The 18614-nt window shown below is 66.4% G+C and carries 15 protein-coding genes; 12 read left to right on the top strand and 3 right to left on the bottom strand.

Translation table 11 applies throughout. The features are described from left to right. Window positions 1-360: 360 nt before the first annotated feature. The 3 genes from GNK13_RS12870 to GNK13_RS12860 all read left to right on the top strand — a co-directional run bounded on the left by GNK13_RS12870 (window position 361) and on the right by GNK13_RS12860 (window position 5596). Window positions 361-618 (top strand): membrane or secreted protein, encoded by a 258-nt coding sequence (locus tag GNK13_RS12870; protein ID WP_235935107.1) that lies wholly within the window; start codon window positions 361-363, stop codon window positions 616-618. 140 nt (window positions 619-758) lie between these two features. After that, the gene (locus tag GNK13_RS12865; RefSeq protein WP_164102936.1) at window positions 759-3182 is read left to right on the top strand and encodes a BatA domain-containing protein; all 2424 of its coding nucleotides are present in this window, start codon (window positions 759-761) and stop codon (window positions 3180-3182) included. Then, the gene (locus GNK13_RS12860) at window positions 3179-5596 is read left to right on the top strand and encodes a vWA domain-containing protein (protein ID WP_164102935.1); all 2418 of its coding nucleotides are present in this window, start codon (window positions 3179-3181) and stop codon (window positions 5594-5596) included. Before GNK13_RS12865 ends, GNK13_RS12860 begins: the two co-directional genes overlap by 4 nt. A gap of 78 nt (window positions 5597-5674) precedes the next feature. Here the strand turns inward: GNK13_RS12860 and GNK13_RS12855 are convergent, their stop codons facing one another. Further along, window positions 5675-7369, bottom strand: a complete 1695-nt coding sequence (locus tag GNK13_RS12855) for a serine/threonine-protein kinase (protein ID WP_164102934.1) — start codon at window positions 7367-7369, stop codon at window positions 5675-5677. Window positions 7370-7723: 354 nt separating this feature from the next. Between GNK13_RS12855 and flhA the strand changes: the two genes are divergently transcribed. The 4 genes from flhA to GNK13_RS12835 all read left to right on the top strand — a co-directional run bounded on the left by flhA (window position 7724) and on the right by GNK13_RS12835 (window position 12482). Further along, window positions 7724-9787: a flagellar biosynthesis protein FlhA gene (flhA, locus tag GNK13_RS12850; protein WP_164102933.1), complete on the top strand. Its 2064-nt coding sequence runs from the start codon at window positions 7724-7726 to the stop codon at window positions 9785-9787. A gap of 57 nt (window positions 9788-9844) precedes the next feature. Next, on the top strand, window positions 9845-11005 hold the full coding sequence (locus GNK13_RS12845) for a flagellar biosynthesis protein FlhF (RefSeq protein WP_164102932.1): 1161 nt from the start codon (window positions 9845-9847) through the stop codon (window positions 11003-11005). A gap of 259 nt (window positions 11006-11264) precedes the next feature. Continuing rightward, complete coding sequence (locus tag GNK13_RS12840; RefSeq protein WP_164102931.1) at window positions 11265-11549, top strand: hypothetical protein; 285 nt, start codon at window positions 11265-11267, stop codon at window positions 11547-11549. 147 nt (window positions 11550-11696) lie between these two features. Further along, complete coding sequence (locus tag GNK13_RS12835) at window positions 11697-12482, top strand: FliA/WhiG family RNA polymerase sigma factor (protein ID WP_164102930.1); 786 nt, start codon at window positions 11697-11699, stop codon at window positions 12480-12482. Window positions 12483-12605: 123 nt separating this feature from the next. Here GNK13_RS12835 and GNK13_RS12830 read toward each other — a convergent pair whose 3' ends face one another. Together GNK13_RS12830 and GNK13_RS12825 are read right to left on the bottom strand one after the other, a co-directional pair. Further along, entirely contained in the window at window positions 12606-13544 is a 939-nt protein-coding gene (locus tag GNK13_RS12830; protein ID WP_164102929.1) for a diacylglycerol/lipid kinase family protein, read from the bottom strand. Between the two features lie 8 nt (window positions 13545-13552). Next, on the bottom strand, window positions 13553-14389 hold the full coding sequence (locus GNK13_RS12825; protein WP_203329047.1) for a phosphatase PAP2 family protein: 837 nt from the start codon (window positions 14387-14389) through the stop codon (window positions 13553-13555). Window positions 14390-14522: 133 nt separating this feature from the next. Between GNK13_RS12825 and GNK13_RS12820 the strand changes: the two genes are divergently transcribed. The 5 genes from GNK13_RS12820 (at window position 14523) to mnhG (ending at window position 18603) form a co-directional block, all read left to right on the top strand. Further along, on the top strand, window positions 14523-15359 hold the full coding sequence (locus tag GNK13_RS12820) for an NYN domain-containing protein (RefSeq protein WP_164102927.1): 837 nt from the start codon (window positions 14523-14525) through the stop codon (window positions 15357-15359). A gap of 343 nt (window positions 15360-15702) precedes the next feature. Beyond that, window positions 15703-17307: a glycine--tRNA ligase gene (locus GNK13_RS12815; protein ID WP_164102926.1), complete on the top strand. Its 1605-nt coding sequence runs from the start codon at window positions 15703-15705 to the stop codon at window positions 17305-17307. A 95-nt stretch (window positions 17308-17402) separates the two neighbouring features. Beyond that, entirely contained in the window at window positions 17403-18029 is a 627-nt protein-coding gene (locus GNK13_RS12810) for a Na+/H+ antiporter subunit E (RefSeq protein WP_164102925.1), read from the top strand. After that, a complete protein-coding gene (locus GNK13_RS12805) occupies window positions 18026-18295 on the top strand; it encodes a monovalent cation/H+ antiporter complex subunit F (protein ID WP_164102924.1) in 270 nt (89 codons plus the stop codon). The genes GNK13_RS12810 and GNK13_RS12805 overlap by 4 nt, the downstream gene beginning before the upstream one ends. Continuing rightward, the gene (gene mnhG, locus GNK13_RS12800; RefSeq protein WP_164102923.1) at window positions 18292-18603 is read left to right on the top strand and encodes a monovalent cation/H(+) antiporter subunit G; all 312 of its coding nucleotides are present in this window, start codon (window positions 18292-18294) and stop codon (window positions 18601-18603) included. The genes GNK13_RS12805 and mnhG overlap by 4 nt, the downstream gene beginning before the upstream one ends. Window positions 18604-18614: the final 11 nt, after the last annotated feature.

Here is an 18614-nt window from a genome sequence, read left to right as displayed (position 1 = left end):
GCGATGGTGGTAGGGGTTATATGGTTCAAGTTCGACACATCCCCGGGATGACTTCACCCGATCCGGAAGATTCGCGCGTCCGGCGGTTCGCGCACTCGGTCGCATGTGCGGCGGACCGTAGAGCGGAGCTTTCCCCCCTGTCAAGAGAAGCTGGGTGGCCGACCCCAACGGAGCAATCGATGCGGCGGGTACAGCCCGCAGTGGGCCGAGGCGTTTTGCCGGGTGCGGCCGGTTTCGCGTGGGCTGCTGCGGCGGCGACCGCCGACGACAGCTCTGGAGTGACGAATGCTCTTGAGAGGGCGTCGCTCCTTGGCGTACCCTCGCCGATTCTCTCCCTGTTCCCCTTGCCGGAGTTCGGCCATGCATCGCTCCACGATCGGTCTGTTGCTCGTCGTGGTCGCTGCGGCGAGCGGATGTCGCTCGGGACACCCCTGGGGCTTCGCGCCGCAGGGGACGATCGCCCACCAGCAGAGCGACGCGATCGTCCACGATCCGTATCCGCTGAACGACATCGCCCCGGATGACCCCGCGGCTCGCCCCCGCGATTTCCAGCATCCGCTGCCCGAACCGGTCCGCAATCGAATCGTCCCCAGCACGCAGATCTGGACCGGCCAATAAATCAGGGACTTCGGCAAGAGGAGCCGAGGGCGGAGCCGAAGCCGCTCGCCCCTGTATGGCACCCCGCTGCGTTTGCGGTCAGACTGATTGCAGGAGGTTCGCCGCGCGGCGACTCCGGGGTGCCGTAAGCGGTCGAGGTCATGCTGGTTGGAACCGATTTGAGCGGGCTCGGTTCATTCGCGGGGGAGCCATTGGCGCTGGATCCGCTGGTGTGGGGTCCCTTGGCGTTGGGGCCCTTTGCCGCAGCTGGAATGCTCCTGTGGGGGCTCGTCGCGCTGCTGCCGATCCTTTTGCATTGGCTGCGGCGGCGTCGCACGCGGACCGTCCAGTGGGGAGCGATGCAGTTCTTGCAAGCGGCGATCGCTCGCCGGGCTCAGAAATTTCAGTTTTGGCGTTTGCTGCTGCTGTGCCTGCGGGTCGCCGCCGTGCTGCTTCTGGCCGCGGCCCTCGCGCGGCCCTTGCCCGAAGACGCTGCGACACAAGGGAAGCCGTGGAGTCGGCCGCCGACGCTACGAGTTTTGGTGCTCGATACTTCCTACTCGATGCAGACGCTCGTCGATCCGCAATCCGAGCGAGTGGTCGGAAGTGAGACTCCGCGAACTCGCTTCGCAGCCGCCCAAGCCGCAGCGATCGAAATCTGCCAAACGGCGGCTGCCAGCGACGGGTTCTTGTTGCTCGCGCTGAGCGATCCGCCGCGAGCGATCATTCCGACCGTGAGTGAACGGGCCGAGCAGACTGCCGCCGAGATCCGTCGCTTGAATGCCGGCGAAGGAACCGCCGATTTGCCGGCCACGCTCGCCGCGGTCAAAGCATCGATTCGCGAGGCCGTTCGCACCGGGTGGAGCGGCCCGGTCGACGTCATCCTGTTCAGCGACCTGCAGCAGGCGACCTGGCAATCCTTGCCCGACTCGCTCCCCCAGTTAGCTAGCGGCGAGGTGGAGAGCGGCGAGGTGGAGAGCGGCGAGGAAGAGATTGCGATTCGCTTTCTCGTCTGGGATGCCGCGGAGCGTCTGCCCGGTGCCAACGCGACGGTGGGGCCGCTCGAACGCGATCCTTCCGCTGCAGCCGTCGACGATTCGCAGGTCTGGCTCTCGCCGATCATCCACCACGGCGGCGAGGCGATTCGCGGTCGGCTGGCGCAGTTGCTCGTCGATGGCCAAGTCGAGCAATCGCAAACGTTCGATTTGAAACCGGGCGGCTCGCAAATGCTACTGTGGTCGACGCGGCTCGCCCCCGGCCGCCACGCGATCGAGGTTCGCATCGGGGACGATGCGCTGGCGGTCGATAACCGTAGTCGAGCGATTGCCGAAGTCTCGCCCGCACTCTCCGTAGCGGCCTTCGGTCCGGCGGCCTCCGACACCCGCTACTTTGCTCTGGCAGCCGCTCCAGGAGGAGCCGGGCCGGTGGAAGTCCGCTCGTTCCCGCTGAGCCAACTGCCGCAGACCGAACTCGGCCGCTTCGACGTCTGGGCGCTGTGCGATCCGGTCCCGCTCGGCGAGGCGGCCCGCCGACGGCTGGCCCAGCATCTGGAGCAGGGGGGAGGCGTCGTGTGGTGGCTGGGACCGAACTGGCGGAGCGGCCAAGCCGCCGATACCCCGCCGCTCGATACCCCGCCGCTCGATGCCCCCCCGCTCGATGCCCCGCCAGCGACCGGCTGGATTGCGCTCGAGCCCCGCGAGGTGGAGACGCCCGACATCGACCCGCTCGGCTACCGGAGCCGAATCGTCCAGCCCTTCGAAGCCTTTCCTGGCTCCGGGCTGCTCTCGCTCCCAGTGTTCCGGTACTGGACGCTCGAGCTCGGCAGCGGCTGGCAGCCGGCCGTGGCGATCGGCGAGGGCGATCCGCTGATCGCGTCCCTGGCGAGCGAGGGGAGCGGTCGCCAAGTGCTGATTGCCACCCCCCCCAGCCCTGGAGCGGGTAGCCCTGGAGCGGGTGGCCCTGAAGTGGGTGGCGGGCCTTGGAACGCGCTGATCGCCTGGCCCAGCTTCGTGCCGCTGGTCCAAGAGATCCTCCGCTGGGCCGATGCGGGCGAGCCGACTTCCCGCCAGTTTATCGTTGGCGAGCGGGTCGTCGGGCGATCGCCGGAGGCACGCTTTGCGGGTCAGCTCGCGAGCGAAGCGGGAGCGACGCTCGAAACCCACGTGCAGTCGCGCTCCGGGCCAACCGTGCGGTGGACCGCAGGCGTGGCGAGCCAAGCCGGTTTCTACTGGTGGAGCGCGTCGCCGCAGGCCGCCCCCGGCGACGAGGCCGCCCCATTACCAGCCGCCCCATTACCAGCAGCGCAGCCACCCGTGATCGCCGTGAACGTCGATCCCGGTGAAGGGCGATTGGAGAAGCTCGGCGAGCTACCGGCTCCTTGGCAGCGGCTCGGCGAGTCGACTCCCGATGCGGCAGCGACACCCGCGGCAGCGGCCGAGCGCTCCGCCGCTGCCCCCGCAGCGGACCCTCCCGCACTGGAATCTCCGGGAGCGGGGCGGGAGCTGTTTTGGGGGCTGCTGCTGGTCGCCTTGGGGCTGCTGGTCGCGGAATCGCTGGTGGTGAAGATCCTGGAGGGCCAGTTTTGAGCGTTCCAAGTGGGTCACCGCCGAAGGCTTTCACCCTCTGGGCCGACTCCGCGAGCGAGCGGAGCGGCCGCGGCATCGATTGGCAGCTCGAACCGCTGGGACCGGTTCCACTGTGGGGGCTGGGGCTCTTGGCCGTCGCGCTCCTCGGTTTGGTCGTTCTCTTCGAGTTCGTGCGCCTCCGGTCCGGGCCGTTTCAGCTCGGGCCCCTCGCTTCTCGTCGACAGGGAGCGGCCGGGCCTCCGCCCCTCGCGCTTCGCCGCCGGATCGTGCTGGTGGCCGTGCGGGCGGCGACGCTGGGAGTGATCGTGTGGATGCTCGGCGGCTGGTCGATCACTCGCTTCGAGACGGAATTGCCCGACTTGGTGGTGCTGGTCGACGCGTCGCAGAGCATGGGCCTGCCGCACAGCGATTCCGCCAGCGGCGAAGGGCTCACGCGGTGGGAATCGGTCCTGGGTCTGCTCGGTCACCGCGACGGCCGCCTGCTCCGGCAGCTCTCGGAGGATTATCGCTTGCGGATCCAGCTCATTGGCGCTCCGCTCACGACTGCAAGCGACGGGGATCTGGAGTCGCTGCTCGGCGAGTTGCGACGCCAATCGCCCTCGGCGGCGAGCAGTCCGCTCGGGGACGCGCTCACCGCGGCGGCCAGCGCCCAGCGGGGACGCTCGACCGCGGCGCTGGTGATGATCAGTGACGGAGTGGTGACCGAGGGAATTGCGCTGCCGGAAGCGGCCCGCGAGATCGCTGCCGGCCATGTGCCGGTCATCACCGTCAGCACTGGCAGCCAAAACCCGCCCCCGCAGGTCGAAGTTGCCGAGCTCGTCTCCGACACGGCGGCCATGGTCGGCGACCGCGTCACCGTCGTCGCCCGCATTCGCTGGACAGGCACCGAGGGGCGGCCGATCCGCTTGCGGTTGCTCGACGAAGCGGACGGAGCAGAGTTAGCCGCCGAGTCGATTCCGACCGGACGGGCTGCCGGAACGCGCACGGTCGAGCTCCATTTTTTGGCGACTGCGAGGGGCGTTCGGCGACTGCGTCTGGAGGCCGAGCCGCTGGCCGGGGAAGTCGCTCCGGAGGACAATTTTAAGGAAGCCGTCGTGGAGATTCGCGACGAGTCGTTTCGCGTCCTGCTGGTCGAAGGGGGACCGAGTTACGAGTTCCGCTTCCTCAAGCATCTGTTGGAGCGGGCGACCGACCAGGCGGGCGAGCGCCCATTGGTCGAGCTGATCAGCGTGCTGCAGCAAGGCGATCCGCGGTACGCCGACCAAGACCGCACCGCTCGCCGCCTTCCGCCGGTCGATGATGAAACGCTCGAGCGACTGGACCTGATCATCCTCAGCGATTGTGATCCGGCAGCGTTGGGAACGCGGCTGCAGTCCCGGATCGTCGATCTGGTCACCCGTGGGGGAGCCTCTTTGGTGGTCATCGCCGGTCCCAACCATCTGCCGCAGGCACTGGCCGGTACGCCGCTCGAACGTCTCCTGCCGCTCGAGCCGAGCCGCGTCACGGCGCCCCGCACCGCTTTGGATCCACTCCGCTGGGACATCACACCGCTCGGCCGCGCGATGCCGAATCTCCGCATCGAAGTCTCCCGCGATGCCTGGTCCACCGCTCCGCCGATTTACTGGCTGGCGGACGTGCCGAGCCTCGAGGGGGCCCTCCGCCCCGGGGCCCGCGTCTTGATCGAAACGCCCCAACGGTTGAGTGGTGGCCGTCCGGCGCCGATCGTCGTCAGTCAGTTGGCGGGACATGGACAAGTCTGGCTGCAGCTGACCGACGAATCGTTTCGATTGCGGCTGGCCGACCCCAATGCGGCCCTCTACGAACGCTACTGGTTGCAGCTGGTCCGCTCGTTGGCCAAGCGAAGCGGCCTGGGGGGTGGGGACCGCACGACGCTGACGATTCGCGGCGAGCGGTTTCCGGAAGGGCGGCCCGTTCCGTTTCGGGTCCAACTGGCCGAGGCGGCGATGGCCAGCGGCGACGTGGAGATTGCGGTGAGCGACCGGGAAGGGAGGACGGTGACGGTCCGCGGCAGCGAAGATCCGGCGGCGGGCGGCCAATTCCGCGGCGTCATCGAGGGGCTCGAGGCGGGGGCGTACCGGGCCGTCCTGACGCGTCCAGCCGGCGGGGATCAGCCACCCAGCGATTCCTTCGTCGTCGAAGCCGACCCGCTGGAAATGAAACGCCCCATGGCCGACCTCACGGCGCTCGGCGACGTTGCCGCAATCACCGGAGGATCGCTGCTGGGGATCGACGAGGCGGCCGAGCAGCTTATCGAGGCGATCCCACCCGGGCGAGAGGTCCGCATCCGCCCGCTGCCGGCGATTCCGGTCTGGAACCACCCGCTGGTCGCTCTGCTCCTGTTCGCCGGACTGGCCAGCGAATGGTTGCTGCGGAGGCGGTGGGGCTCGGTATAGCGCCCTCCCCGCTCGTTCCTCGCGACCCTCCCGGGGGGAGGGTGACGATGTAGCGTGGCCTCAGCCGCCGCCGCGGGCTCAGCAGCCAACGCGGAGGGTGATTGGCAGCGCCGCGGCGGTCTTCTGTGGGGTGAGCGAAGCGGCACGCTGGAGCTGAGCGACGTACTGGAGGCGAGCGGCGCGGCGGTCGGCCGTTCCGACGATCACCAGCGGCAGCGAGGGCATTTGCTGCACCAAGCGGACCAGCAACGGTTGGCTGGCCTGGTCGAGATGTTGCAGGTTATGGATTGCCAGCACCACCGTTCGTTCTTGAGCGATCGCCGTAAGCAATCGGACGATCGCTTCACAGCCCGCCTCACTCGCAGCCTCGCTCGCGGCCGGCAGGCCCCCAGCGGCCGGTCGCGGAGCTTCGGCTGCGGGCTCCAGGGCAGCGGCCAACGGGGGGCTGACCTGGGCGAGGGCCTCTCCGGCCGCTTGCCGCCAGCCGGTGCGTAGGTCGAGTGGGACCTGCTCGATCCACTCGGCGAGCTGGTCGAGGACGGAGTCAAAGCCCTGCAGCGGTGTGCATTCCTGGCGATCGCAACGTCCCGAGAGGAGCAACCGCGGCTCCTCCGAGCGCGCATCGCTCAGCAAGCCCTGCAGATCGAATGGTTCGCTCGGGCTGGTCTCGATCACCAGCATCGTCCCTTTGCCCGCGTCGGCCCGCTGCATCGCCAGCGAGGCCGCTGCAGCGACTTGCTTGGGAACCGGGGACGCGTGCGGCTTGGTGAGTGAACGGGTCTGGCCCGAAAGCTGGCAATGGACTTCGGCTGCCGTGGGGCGGGCGACCGGAGAAACATGCACCAGGTCGATGCAGAGATCGAGGAGCTCTCGGGGGACGTCGCGTGGCAGTTGCTGGCGGATGCGGGCCGCCGCGACCGCCGAGCCCAGTCCCGGATCCCAGCTCGGCAAGCGGCCACAGATCAGTTTCGAGAGCAGGCGACCGAAGCTGAACATGTCGGCCGGGGCGGCGATTGCTTCGCCGACAATCGCTTCGGGGGGCAGGTAGGCGAAGGTTCCCGCCACGTGCTCGGGAAGCGGCATCCAGAGGGGCCGCACGAAGGGGCTCGCCAAATCGAAGTCGAGCCACCGCGGTGTCCCTCCCGAAGTCATGCACACGTTGTCCGGTTTCACGTCGCCATGGATCCAGCCCGAGGCGTGGATATGCGCCAGCCCCGAGGCGAGCTGGGCGACGACGCGCCGCAAGCGGTCGAGCGGCGGGAGCTCTCCGGCGGGCAGATTGCCGCGGACGTAATCGATTAGCGAGGGGCCGCCGAGCCGATCCATCACCGCGGCGTACCGGTCCCCAACCGGCAGCAAGTGATGCATCCGGACCACGTGCCGATGGCGGAACTGCCGCCCGCCGCGGAAATCGGCTTTGATCCGCTTTACCGCCCCGCGGGTGTCCCCTTTGGGAACTTTGATCGCGACCCGTCGGCCGCTCTCGTGGTGGTGCGCCGCGTAGACGATCGAGCCCCCACCTTCGCCCAGCTTGTGATCCAGCTCGTACGGGCCGATCGACCGCGACGGTTGGCAGGCGGCCCGCAGCCGTGCGCTGGTCGCCTCGGCGACGCTCGCCAGATACGTCCGCTGATCGACCGCACGAGGCCCCCCGCGAAGCATCGGGAAAGTCGACCACCCCGTCCACGGGCCGACCGGCTTGGGGCCTGAAAAAGTTCCGGCGACTCGGTTGCGAATCGATAGGTGAGTCCGAATCGATGGATGGGGTCGCATGTCACCGTTTCCGCAATCACGAAGTCCCTGTCGCTGCCACCGGCGGAGCGTGCGTCTTACTGGGGAGCGGATGGAAAAAAGAACGAGCGAATGCGACAAAAAAACACACGAAAAGCGAAAAAAAGTTACTATCCCACTGATCCGGGGGGAGCGCGCGGGGGTGCGCTCCAGAGGGCGCACCCGAGCGGTAGGGGAGTGTTCTGCCAAAGGGGTGGATTGGCGGGAATGGTCTCAAGTTCCCGGCGGAGGGAACCGATATGGACCGGTTCGTCGGGGTTCGGCTAAGGTCTCGCCGAGAGAAGTGACCGGACAGCGATTGTCGGTCGTTGATGCGTGTCGTTCCGAGCCCCCACCGTGCAGCAGCTCACCCGCTACCGTGACCTGATCTTGCCGCTGGCGATCATCGGCAGCCTGGTCGTGATCCTGGTTCCCCTTCCGCCGCTGTTGATGGACTTGATGCTGGCGGCCAACATCACGGTCGGGGTGATCGTGTTGCTGACGACGATCTACGTCGGCAGTCCGATGGAGTTCAACATCTTCCCGACTCTGTTGCTGGCCACGACGCTCGCCCGCTTGGTGTTGAACGTCGCCACGACGCGGTTGATTCTGACCGAGGCAGGCAAATCGGGTGCGGTCGGGGGTGTGATCAGCGGGTTCGGCGAGTTCGTCGCCGGGGACCGCATCGAGATCGGCTTGATCATCTTCGTGATCATCGTCGTGATCCAGTTCGTCGTGATCACCAAAGGGGCGACGCGGATCAGTGAAGTCGCCGCGCGGTTCGCGCTCGACGGGATGCCGGGCCGGCAGATGGCGATCGACGCCGACCTCAACGCCGGGCTGATCGACGAAAAGGATGCCCAGCGGCGGCGCGAGGAAATTAGCCAGCAGGCCGATTTCTACGGAGCGATGGACGGTGCCAGCAAGTTCGTTCGCGGCGACGCGATCGCAGGCATCTTCATCATGATCATCAACATCGGCGGCGGCCTGTATATCGGCACGGTTCGCGACGGGATGCCCGTATCCGAGGCCGCCTCGCTGTTCACCAAGCTGACGATCGGCGACGGCCTGGTCAGCCAAGTCCCGGCGCTGCTGATCTCGCTCGCCGCCGGTCTGCTGGTCACGCGGAGCGCCAAGCAGTCGAACCTGCCGCACGAATTCCTCCAGCAACTGTTTGGCAACCCGCGAGCGATGGCCATCGCCGGGCTGTTCTTGTTCCTGCTGATGGTCACCGAACTCCCCGCGGTGCCGATGGCGACCCTCGGATCCGGGTGCCTCGGGCTGGCCGTGGTGATGACGCGGCAAACCCGTCGCGAGACCGCCGCGGCCGATCAGCAAGCCGAGAACGAACGAGCCGCTGCGGAGGCACCTCCGGCTAAACGTCCCGAAGATTTTTTGACCGTCGACCCGATGGAACTGTCGCTGGGGCTCGGGCTGCTCGCCCTGGCCGACCCGGCTCGCGGCGGCGATCTCATGGAGCGGATCACCGGCGTTCGCAACCAATTGGCCGGCGACATCGGAGTCGTGCTTCCTAAGGTCCGCGTCCGCGACAACATGGAGTTGGCCGAACACGAATACGAGGTCCGGATCGCCGGCAGCCGCGTCGCTCGCGGCGTCGTCCTGCCGGGTTACTTGTTGGCGATCGATTCGGGGATGACGACCGGCGTCATCGAAGGCCAACCGACCCGCGACCCCACGTTTGGCCAGCCCGCGGTCTGGATCGAGCCGGCGCGCCGCGAGCAAGCAGCCATCTACGGCTACACGACCGCCGAGCCCGGGGCGGTCGTCGCCACGCACCTCCAGCGAATCGCCACCCAGTACGCCGACGAGCTGCTCAACCGCGACGCCACCAAGCACCTGATCGATGAACTCAAGGAGCTCGCCCCAGCGGTTGTCGATGAGCTGATCCCAGGCCAAATGAAGTTGGCCGAGGTCCAGCAGGTGCTGCAGATGCTGCTTCGCGAAGACGTGCCGATCCGTCAGCTGGGGATCATCCTCGAGACGCTCGGCGATTACGCGCCGCGGACCAAGGATCCAGTGTGGTTGGTCGAGTACGTTCGCCACCGCTTGGCCCGCACGATCAGCACGCGGTATCGCGACGCCTCGGATCGCTTGCACGTCGTCGCCCTCGATCCGCAGCTGGAAGACCGAATCGCCGAAGGAGTCGAACACACCGAGCGGGGAATGATGGTCCGGATGACCCCGGCGGCCACCGAACAGCTCTGCAAACAGATCGGCGACGCCGTCCGCAAATTGATCGCCGTCGGCCATCCGCCGGTGGTTCTGGTCAACCCCCGGATCCGACCCGGTTTGAGACACCTGACGGCGACGACCCTGCCCGATCTGCGCGTCCTCTCCTACAACGAAATCACCCAGGATACGGCGATCGAATCGGTCGGGATCGTCGGCCCCGCAGCCTGATCGGCCCACTCCCTCGACTCGATCCATCGTCCCGACAACTCGCCACCCCCGCGATCCATGCACATCCGCACCTTTCGAGCCGCCAGTCTGAACGATGCGCTGGCCCTGATCCGCGAGCAGATGGGCCCTGAAGCCGCGGTGCTCCACACCCGCGAACTCCCCACGCCGCGACTGAACCCGTTCGGCCGCAAGCGGATCGAAGTCACCGCCGGCCTCAAGCCGCTGCGGTGCAGTCCTTCTGCGGCGACTACTTCTGCGGCCGAGCTTCGGGAAAGCGAGCAGCCCCTCCCCCAGCAGCCCCTCCCCGAACCGCCTGCCCCTGAGCCTCGGCCGTTGCCGGAGCCTCGGCCGTTGCCGGAGCTTCGCGACGCCCTGATCGACATCGGGCTGCCGCGGCGGATCGCGGCGGTGTGGGCCGCGCAGGCGGTCTCGGGCTCGCACTCAGGCTCGGGCTCGCACTCAGGCTCGGGCTCGGGCTCGGAGTTAGAACGGCCGCCAGCGGCGCTCGCCCAGTACCTCGCCCGTTCGCTGCGGATCGGCAATCCGATCGAAGCGGGACGGAGCGGCCGCCGCGTGGTGGCACTGGTCGGGCCGACCGGCGTGGGGAAGACGACGACGATTGCCAAACTGGCGGCCGGTCTCCAGCTGCGGCAGAGTGCCCGCGTCGCGCTGCTGACGCTCGATACGTTTCGCGCCGCGGCCGTCGAACAGCTCGACGCGTTTGCTCGCGCTCTCGGCGTTCCGCTGGCGGTCGTCCGCACGCCGCGGGAAGTCACCGCAGCGCTCGCTCAGTTCGGCGAGGTCGATCTCGTGCTGATCGATACGGTGGGGCAGGGCCCGGGGGGCGAAGAGAAAATTGCGGCGATGGGGCAACTGCTCGCCGCGGCCCGTCCCGACGAGACCCATTTGGTGGTCGACGCCAACGGCTCCTTTGGATCGGCGGCCGATGTCTGCGCGGCTTTCAAGCCGCTGCAGCCCACGGCGGCGATCCTCAGCAAGCTCGATGAAGCCCGGCGACCGGCCCCGGCGATCGCCGCGGTCCTCGAGGGAGCCCTGCAAATCAGCTATGTGACCGACGGCCAGCGGGTGCCGGAGGACATCGCCGCGGCCGATCGAGCGCGGTTGGCCGCCGCAGCCGCGAGTGGATTGGCTGGGGGTGGATTGGCTGGGGGTGAACTGGCCGCGAGTGATCTTGCAGCGGCCGGCTGGGGAGCGTAATCAGCACCCGCCGGAAGTGCATTGGCCGCTGCCGGATCCCCCACGGGGAGCGGCGGCCGAGAACGCCCCGGCGATGAGAAAAAAAGGGCTCAACGGAATAAAAGGATTCATCAACCGAGGACTGGATGACCGATAGCTAAGTTACGACGGTTTGCCGCTCCACGGCGGAGGATGTGAGGGCGGCGAAACGGTCACGGCGAGGCAGGGAGCTGAAGCGTTTTTTCCCTTTCACGAGCGGCGTTTTTTCGGATCGTTTCGCATGGCTGTGGCATTCGGGGTATCACTCGGTGCGATCGCGATGGCGACCGTGATCTTCCGAGGCGCCTTGGGAGGAGAATCCGCGGTCGGCGTGATGGCTTCCAGTTTGATGACTTGGGCTGTTTTTACCGCGCTTGGATACGCGGGCGGAGCCGCCATGGACATCTTGGTTCGCCAGGATTTAGAGGCACAGTTTCGTCGCCGTCTGAGTCGCTTCCGCGAGGAGGTCGAGTCGGTCGGCGGGGACTCAGGAGATCAAGGTCGGACGCCGAAGCAGGATGCTTGAGCGGCCGCCTTTTGCGGAGTTCCGTTAACCCGTTCGCGGGTCGACGCGACTCCACCGGTTCGCGCGGGGTCGGCACGGATGCCGCGGCCCCTACCGCGAGCCGCATAAAACAAGAATCAATGCGATCGCCCGATCACGGAGGATTGAATGGCTGCGACAATCACATCAACCGACGAAATCCAGCAAGTGTGGACCCAGTACCGCGCCGAGCCGGATAACAAAGAGCTCCGCAATCGGTTGGTGGAACGCTACATGCCATTGGTCCGCTACAACGGCGAACGCATCTGGCAACGGCTCCCCGATGGAGTCGAGCTGGATGACCTGATCAGCGCCGGCATCTTCGGTTTGATGGACGCCATCGACGCTTTCGATCTGAACCGTGGCGTCAAGTTCGAAACCTACTGCGTGCCCCGGATCCGCGGAGCGATGCTCGACGAGCTCCGCACGATGGACTGGGTTCCCCGCTTGGTCCGCAGCAAGGCCAGCAAGTTGGCCGAAGCGACCAAGGCGCTCGAAACCAAGCACGGTCGCCAGCCGACGCAGCAAGAGCTCTGCGAGCAGCTGAGCATCAGCCTCCAGGAATTGGAGAAGATGCAGAGCGAGGCGAACGCGGTCGGGTTGGTCTCGCTGAACAAGAAGTGGTACGAGACGGACAGCTACAAAGACGTCCGCGAGATCGATGTGCTCGAGGACAAAAAGGGGGAAGACCCCACTCGCCGAGTCCAAAAAACCGACCTGATGCGGCTGGTCACCAAGGGGCTCAACCGCAACGAACGGCTGATCATCATCCTCTACTACTACGAAGAGTTGACGATGAAGGAGATCGGCGCGACGCTCGATCTCTCCGAGTCGCGGGTCAGCCAAATGCACAGCTCGATCGTCAGCCGGCTGCAGCAACAGCTCGGCTATCGGCGGCCCGAATTCGGCACCTGAGCTGGATGATCCATCAGCCGCCGGGCGCTAGCCCACGGTTCCCCACATCCTCGGGGGAACCGGACGCTAGCGCGTTGCGGCTGATTCAAACAAGGTTCGGCCACTCCGCAGGAGTCATCCGGGCTAGACCCCGGGCCCTGGGGACGTGGCGGTGTACTCGGGGCCCACGACCATCTCGAGCGCTCCCGGCAGGGCGCGAAACAGCGTCGGCTGCTGCTCGACCGCTTCGCCATCGAACGAGTACCGCAGCGGCGGCTGAGAGTTGATCACGACTTGCCGCGCCTGGCGAAACAGGACCTGCGGTGAATCGAGGTAATCCGAGGCGATGAAGCGGGCCATCAGACCCGCCAAATCCTTCGTGGTCCCGTTGCGGATCAGGACGACGTCGAGCAACCCATCTTCGGGATTCGCCCGCGGGGCGACCATCAGGTGCCCGGCGTTGGTGCGCCCGTTGGCGATGATCACATTCCAGAGATCGATCTCGATCGGCTGGTCCTCTTCGTCGAACCGCACGCTCGCATGGTAGCTGGAGAGATCGCCGAGGATGTCGATCGCCCCGCGGATGTAGCAGAGTGCTCCCCAGCGCTCCTTCAGCTCGTCGTTCAAGCAGCGGGTCACTTGATCGCTGTTGCCTCCCGCGGCGACGTTCAGGAAGTAGCGGAGCGAGCTGCGGGTCTCGACTTCGACGACGTCGAGGCGGCGGGTGGAGTCCATCAAGCAGAGCTCGGCCGCGCGGGTCAAATCGTCGGGCATCGCCAGCGTCAGGGCAAAATCGTTGGCCGTTCCCATCGGGAGGATCGCCAGCGAGACGCTCGAACCGCTGGCGACGATGCTGCCGGCGATCGCATTGACCGTGCCGTCGCCGCCCGCGGCCACCACCCGCTCGAACCCTTCGTCGGCAGCCTCCGCCGCTCGAGCCGCTGCGTCGTCATTCGATGCGGCTTCATGGACGACGACGTTCCGCAGCGATTCGAGGAGCCGGCGAACGGACCCCGCCTCATGAGCCCGTCCGGCTCGAGGATTCCAAAGGACGAGAGTGCGGGGAGTTGAACTGATCGGCATGGAGGTTCCTACGATCCCGAAAGGTGCTCGCTGTGCTCGGCCTGCTCGATTTCCGCCGCGCGTTCCTCGCTCGAAACCCGCTCGAGCCGGCCGGCGCCGACGCGGTACCGCCACGTCGCCAGCAGGTAGCAAATCGCCGCCCAGGCCGATCCGGCAAGCCACCCGGCGAGCACATCGGTCGGCCAGTGCACGCCGAGATAAACCCGGCTGGCTCCGACCAGCAACGTGGTCAGCACGCACAGCGAGAACAAATAGTAGCGAACGACCAGCTGCCGCTGGATCCGGGTGAGCATCACGCCGATCGTTAAATAGATCGTCGCGGCCATCATCGAGTGCCCGCTGGGAAAGCTGCGGGTGTAGACGTACGACCCGTGGGGGACGAGATCGGGGCGGGGGCGATCGAATGCGTACTTGAGGGCCGTGTTGAGCAGGAGCGCGCCGATCGCGGCGGTAGCCATCACCAGAAACAGATCGTGCTGGCGGCGAAGGAGCAGATAGCCGCAGACCGCCAAGCTGAGCCCGGCCAGCACCGCCACTCCGCCGAGGGCGGTGAAGTCGCGAGCCGCCTCCTCGAACCAGCGTGGGCCCAGCGGATCGGCCGGATCTTCGGCCTCCCGCAGCATTAGCAGCATCTGCCGATCGACGTGTTGGAAACTCCCCTCGCGAACCTCCTCGGCCAACTCGACAAAGAACCAGATGCCGAGGCTGGTCAGAAACAGCGCCACCAGCACCGCCGCTTCCCGGACAATCCAGCCGCTCAGCCGAGGCCACTGGGTGAGCGCATGGCGGCCAGCCGACCTCAGCCGGCCGGTGCGTTTGGACCAGCTTTCGCGGTTTCTAAACACGGTATTTAACGATCTTGCCCAGTTTGCTTGCCCAGTTTGTCCGAGTTGTACGGGCGCCGCGTCGCACGGCCCCGAGCTCCAGGGCCGCGACGGTCCGAGGCCGCGACGCGAGCGACGCAAATCGAGTGCCGTCATGTTGCTGCTGATCGACGCCTACAACCTTTTGCACCACTCCGACGCGCTCGAGCGGGGCAGGGGAGTCGGCTGGTTGCAGCGGGCGCGGCGGCGGCTGGTCCACCAGATCGCCCTCCATATCGACTCGGCGCTAGCGGCCGAAACCTGCCTGGTCTTCGACGCCCAAGACCCTCCCCGCCATCTCCCTCACGATCTCCGCATCGAGTCGATCCGGGTGCAGTACGCGGTCGATTATCCCGAAGCGGACGATCTGATCGAAGAACTGATCGCTCGCCACCCCACTCCCCGGCGGCTAACGGTCGTCTCCTCGGACCACCGCATCCAGCGGGCAGCCGCACGCCGCGGAGCGACTTGCTTTGACGCCGACCAGTGGTACGACCGGCTGCGCAACGGCGGTCCCCAGTTGGCCATTCCCTGGCCGCCCGCCCCCCGAACTGCCGGTGGCGACGCCACTGCCGGTGGCGACGCCGCTGCCGGTGGCGACGCCGCTGCCGACGGCAAGTCCCTCGGTCAGGAAAAACCCGCCGCACCGGCCACCGCCGCCGAAATCGCCCAGTGGTACGACCACTTCGCGCTCGAGCCCCCCGCCTCGCTCAGCGATCCCACTCCCGAACCCGAGCCCGCTCCCAAAGCTCCCAAAGCCAAAGCTCCTCAAGCCAAGCCCAAGCCGGTCGCTCCATCGAAGCGCGGGGCGAAGCCCAGCAAGCGAGCCAGCAAAGCGGCCGTCCCCCGACCAACTCGCTCGCCGCCAGCCTCACCGGGGAACCCCAATCGCCAACTCGACCCCAACCAATCCAACCCGTTTCCGGAAGGCTATGGCGAGGAGCTGGAGTAGGTTTCAGGGAGCAGGATTCTCTTTCGTACTCGTACTCAGCGAAGCGGTACTCGTACTCAGCGAAGCGGTACTCGTACTCAGCGAAGCGGTACTCGTACTCGTACTCGAAACCGCTGCAGGACACCGCCCGAACGCGCGCTCCGGGGAATCGAGTACGAGTACGAGTACGAGTACGAATCGGAAACCGCTCCCTGCAACCTGCCACCTGCTCCCTGCCACCTGCTATACCTCCCGCGTCTCCTCTGGCCTAAACTTGCCGGCTCTCGCTCGGCTCGGTTTTTTTGGCCGCAGTTGACCTTGATTTTTCGTTCACGTTGCAAAGGCGAAGTTCGGCATGGCCTCGATGGATAAAATTGTTTCCCTGTGCAAGCGGCGGGGATTCCTGTTTCAGTCGAGCGAGATTTACGGCGGTCTGCAGGGGTTCTGGGATTACGGCCCGCTGGGGGTCGAACTGAAGCGGAACCATAAGGAAGCCTGGTGGCGGGATATGGTCACCAGCCACAACGAGTTGCTGAAGCCGGCCGCGGCTCCCTCGGCCTATGAAATGGTCGGACTCGATTCGACGATCATCATGCACCCGCAGGTCTGGAAGTGCAGCGGGCACTACGACCTGTTCCACGACTACATGGTCGACTGTCGGCAATCGAAGAAGCGGTACCGCTACGATCAGGTCCGCGGCCGCTGGGTCGAGTTCGCCGAGACGAAGATTTTCGTCGCCACGCTGGCCGAAGCGGAGACCGAAGCGGAAGAGGTGCAGCGGCGGGCGCTGAAGTTTTTCAAGCTCCGCGGCAAAGACGCCGATCGGCTGAGCTACGACGGCGACTTTACGAGCCTCGACACGATCCAGGAGCTCGACCGCGTGCTCGGACCCGATGCCAGCGAGCTGGGGACGCTGACCGAGCCGCGGGAATTCAACTTGATGTTCAAGACGACGATCGGGGCCCTCGGCGGGGCCGACGACGTGGCTTTCCTGCGGCCCGAAACGGCCCAAGGCATTTTTGTCAATTTCAAGAACGTGCTCGACAGCAGCCGGGTGCGGGTGCCTTTTGGAATCGCTCAGGTCGGCAAGAGCTTCCGCAACGAGATCACGCCCCGCAACTTCACCTTCCGCTCGCGCGAGTTCGAGCAGATGGAGATCGAGTTCTTCTGCCATCCCGAGCAGTCGCAGGAGTGGTACCGCTACTGGCGCGACCGGCGGATGAAGTGGTACACCGATCTCGGGCTCTCGAGCGACTCGCTGGTGCTCCGCGAGCACGATCCCGACGAACTCTCCCACTACAGCACCGGGACGGCCGACATCGAGTACGCCTTTCCCTTCCTGCCGGAGGGAGAATTCGGCGAGCTCGAAGGAATCGCCCACCGCGGCGACTTCGACTTGCGGAGTCACATGGAAGGCAAACTCGATCCGGCGACCCGTCCGCTGCAGCTGGAGTTGGACGAGCATGGCAAGCCGCGGCACCGGGGCAGCGGTCGCGACTTGACCTACCGCGACGACTTGAGCGGCGAGAAGTTCATCCCGCACGTGATCGAGCCTTCGGCCGGAGCCGACCGCGGAGTACTGGCGTTCCTCTGCGAAGCCTACACCGAGGACGAAGCGCCGGATGAGAACGGCAAGCTGCAGACGCGGACGGTGATGAAGTTCCATCCCCGCTTGGCCCCGATCAAAGCGGCCGTGTTTCCGCTGGTCAAGAAAGACGGGATGCCCGAAGTCGCCCGCGAACTCTACGGCGAACTGAAGGAAGAGATGACGGTCTTCTACGACGAGAAGGGAGCCGTCGGGCGCCGCTACCGCCGGCAGGACGAAGCGGGAACGCCCTACTGCATCACCGTCGACGGCCAGACGCTCGAGGATGGTACGGTCACCGTCCGCGACCGCGACTCGCTCGAACAATGGCGAGTCCCCCGCAAGGACTTGCAGGCCGAACTCAAAGCACGCATCCATCGCTAACGTACGTCAGGCTTTCCAGCCTGACCTTTTAGCAGGTGAAGAGATGTTAGCCTGGAAAGGCTGACGTACGGTGTCAGCCGATTGATGAGGCCGGGATGAACGACTCGCCGCAGCATCGTCCGAGCCGGTTGGTGATGGTGTGGCGCGTGGTGGCGTGGCGCGTGGTGGCGTGGCGCGTGGTGCTTGCGACGCTTCCTTGGGGCGGACTCTGGTGGCTGCTCACCGAAGGCCGCCGCGACTCGTGGTGGATCGGTCTGCCAGCGGTCGCCGCGGCGAGCTACCTTTCCTGGTCGCTCGCGCCCCAGTCGTCGCAGGGGCCCCAGTCGTCGCAGGGCCCCCAGTCGTCGCAGGGGCCGGAGTCGAGGTCGCCGGTCAGCATCGGCGGGTGGCTCCGGTTGCTGCCGCTGGTGGTTGCATGGATGCTGCTCGGAGCGATCGACGTGGCGTGGCGATCGCTGCATCCCCGCCTGCCGATCCGCCCCGGCTGGATCACCTATCCGATGCGGCTACCGGAAGGGCCCAGCCGAGTCTTCTTCATGAACGTGGTCAGCTTGTTGCCGGGCACGCTCAACGCCGACGTGGACCAGCACCTGCTGACGGTGCATGTGTTCGACACGCGGCAATCGGTCGCCTCGAAATTGGCTCAGCTCGAGCAGGCCATCGCGGGGGCCTTCGCCGTGCGGCTCGGATCAGCTCCCGCCACCGAAGAGGCTCGGCGATGAGTCTGATTCTGCTCTGGTTCGCAGTCCTGTTGGTCGCGAGTTTGCTCGGCGGGCTCGTTCGAATCTTGATCGGCCCGACGGCAACCGATCGGATGCTGGCCGCGCAGCTGCTGGGGACCAGCGGCGTGGGCGTGTTGTTGCTGCTGGCCGAAGCGCTCGAGCGACCGCCGCTTCGCGACGTGGCCCTGGTCTTTTCGCTGTTGGCCGCCGTCGGAGCCATCGGCTTCGTTCGCCTCGCGGCCGACCCAGTGGAGGGTCCACCATGACTCTCCTGGACGGGCTGTCCCTGCTATCGATTGCCAGCGGCTGTTTTTTCTTCGTGGCGGGCAGTGTAGGGATGCTCCGCTTGCCCGACGCGTTTACTCGCTTGCATGCGCTGACCAAGGCCGACAGCGCGGGGCTGGGGCTGCTGGTCCTCGGTCTAGGGCTGCAAGCCGACTCGTGGTGGACCGTGCTGCGGCTGTTGCTGATCTGGTTGCTGGTGCTGCTCTCGAGCGCGACCACGTGCCATTTGATCGCCCAATCTGCTCTGCGGCGGGGGGCAGCCCTGCGGCGGGGGGACAACGACGAATGATACGAATCAAA

The organism is Candidatus Laterigemmans baculatus, assembly GCF_010367455.1.
Lineage (GTDB): Bacteria > Planctomycetota > Planctomycetia > Pirellulales > Pirellulaceae > Laterigemmans > Laterigemmans baculatus.
This window is presented reverse-complemented; position numbering and strand designations above follow the sequence as displayed.

Excerpts from the sequence above, each read along its gene's own strand:
- GNK13_RS12830 (WP_164102929.1), bottom strand. The coding sequence starts at position 13,544 with ATGCCGATCAGTTCAACTCCCCGCACTCTCGTCCTTTGGAATCCTCGA.
- GNK13_RS12805 (WP_164102924.1), top strand. The coding sequence starts at position 18,026 with ATGAGTCTGATTCTGCTCTGGTTCGCAGTCCTGTTGGTCGCGAGTTTG.
- GNK13_RS12820 (WP_164102927.1), top strand. The coding sequence starts at position 14,523 with ATGTTGCTGCTGATCGACGCCTACAACCTTTTGCACCACTCCGACGCG.
- GNK13_RS12870 (WP_235935107.1), top strand. The coding sequence starts at position 361 with ATGCATCGCTCCACGATCGGTCTGTTGCTCGTCGTGGTCGCTGCGGCG.
- GNK13_RS12815 (WP_164102926.1), top strand. The coding sequence starts at position 15,703 with ATGGATAAAATTGTTTCCCTGTGCAAGCGGCGGGGATTCCTGTTTCAG.
- GNK13_RS12865 (WP_164102936.1), top strand. The coding sequence starts at position 759 with ATGCTGGTTGGAACCGATTTGAGCGGGCTCGGTTCATTCGCGGGGGAG.
- GNK13_RS12835 (WP_164102930.1), top strand. The coding sequence starts at position 11,697 with ATGGCTGCGACAATCACATCAACCGACGAAATCCAGCAAGTGTGGACC.
- GNK13_RS12855 (WP_164102934.1), bottom strand. The coding sequence starts at position 7,369 with ATGCGACCCCATCCATCGATTCGGACTCACCTATCGATTCGCAACCGA.
- GNK13_RS12810 (WP_164102925.1), top strand. The coding sequence starts at position 17,403 with ATGAACGACTCGCCGCAGCATCGTCCGAGCCGGTTGGTGATGGTGTGG.
- GNK13_RS12840 (WP_164102931.1), top strand. The coding sequence starts at position 11,265 with ATGGCTGTGGCATTCGGGGTATCACTCGGTGCGATCGCGATGGCGACC.
- GNK13_RS12845 (WP_164102932.1), top strand. The coding sequence starts at position 9,845 with ATGCACATCCGCACCTTTCGAGCCGCCAGTCTGAACGATGCGCTGGCC.
- mnhG (WP_164102923.1), top strand. The coding sequence starts at position 18,292 with ATGACTCTCCTGGACGGGCTGTCCCTGCTATCGATTGCCAGCGGCTGT.